The following is a 1,004-nucleotide window of genomic DNA, read 5'->3' as shown; positions in this document are numbered from 1 at the left end:
CCACCTTTTTGCCTTTTAAGTCTTCAGGTCTACGAATAGGTGTTTTGCTCATTAAGCTTAGAGGTCTCACTGGCATAACATGTGCTGGATAAACACCTCGTCGAGTGAACTCCTCAGCCAAGCCATCAGCCATTAGCTCGTTCACAATTCGTGCAGTTAAGTAAGGGTTGGAAGGGGCTATATAGGGGAGCTGGATGGTTTTAAACAACTCAAAACCTTTTGCTTCGGCCAGTGTATAACACGTCCCAAAATCAGCCACGCCAGCGCGTAAAGCTTTGAAGCCTCCGGTGACACCATAGAGAGACCCACCGCCATACATTTTAATTTGCAATTCGTTGTTGGTTTTACGTTGTATCCAATCAATCCCTTTCTGCCAAACCGGTGGTAAATGAGAAACAGGAGGCGCCGGGTGTGCAAACTTCCACTGTGTCACTTTGCCACTCGTCGGGATCGAACCACCCTCCTCTAGCAACCAGGCGTCAACAGGTGTCGCGGAATAGGAAGTTGACGCGCCACTCATGAAGGCCAACACAAACCCAAGCATACGAAGCATTGCTTTAATTCTCTTAAACAACTCTTTTTATCTTTTATTATCGATATTGTTAACACTTAACGCCTGACTGACAGCCAGTTGGATATCCATAATTATGACAAATATCAATTCATGGACTACATTGTATAAACCTACAGTTCTATAAGAGATTGGTCAACGTGTCAGCCACAATCACCGACGATATTCCCTATTCAGGTTACTGCGCCCCTGGCTATGAAGCCGTGAAGGAGGCTTTTCTAGTAAACCTCAAAGAACGGAATGAAATTGGCGCTAGCGTTGCCGCCTATAATCACGGCGAAAAGGTAGTCGACTTATGGGGGGGGGGGTTATAAGGATAAAGGTAAAAAACAACTCTGGGAGGAGGATACTCTTTGCTGCGTTATGTCCGTTACCAAAGCTATCGCTTCCCTCGCTGTACTCTCACTTGCGGACAGAGGAATCATCGATCTCG

2 protein-coding genes and 1 pseudogene are annotated in these 1,004 nt (G+C 46.1%); 2 read left to right on the top strand and 1 reads right to left on the bottom strand.

Annotated features, from left to right (window positions below; all coding sequences use genetic code 11):
- On the bottom strand, nt 1–553 hold a 553-nt coding region (locus A3729_RS03675; RefSeq protein ID WP_156497624.1), incomplete at its 3' end, for a hypothetical protein.
- Between the two features lie 158 nt (nt 554–711).
- Here A3729_RS03675 and A3729_RS31295 point away from each other — a divergent pair.
- Both A3729_RS31295 and A3729_RS34450 read left to right on the top strand, forming a co-directional pair.
- Nucleotides 712–885, top strand: a complete 174-nt coding sequence (locus A3729_RS31295; RefSeq protein WP_156495185.1) for a hypothetical protein — start codon at nt 712–714, stop codon at nt 883–885.
- A 40-nt stretch (nt 886–925) separates the two neighbouring features.
- A pseudogene (locus tag A3729_RS34450) lies at nt 926–1,004 on the top strand (hypothetical protein); the annotation flags it as partial.

It is taken from the genome of Oleiphilus sp. HI0043, assembly GCF_001634935.1.
This window is presented reverse-complemented; position numbering and strand designations above follow the sequence as displayed.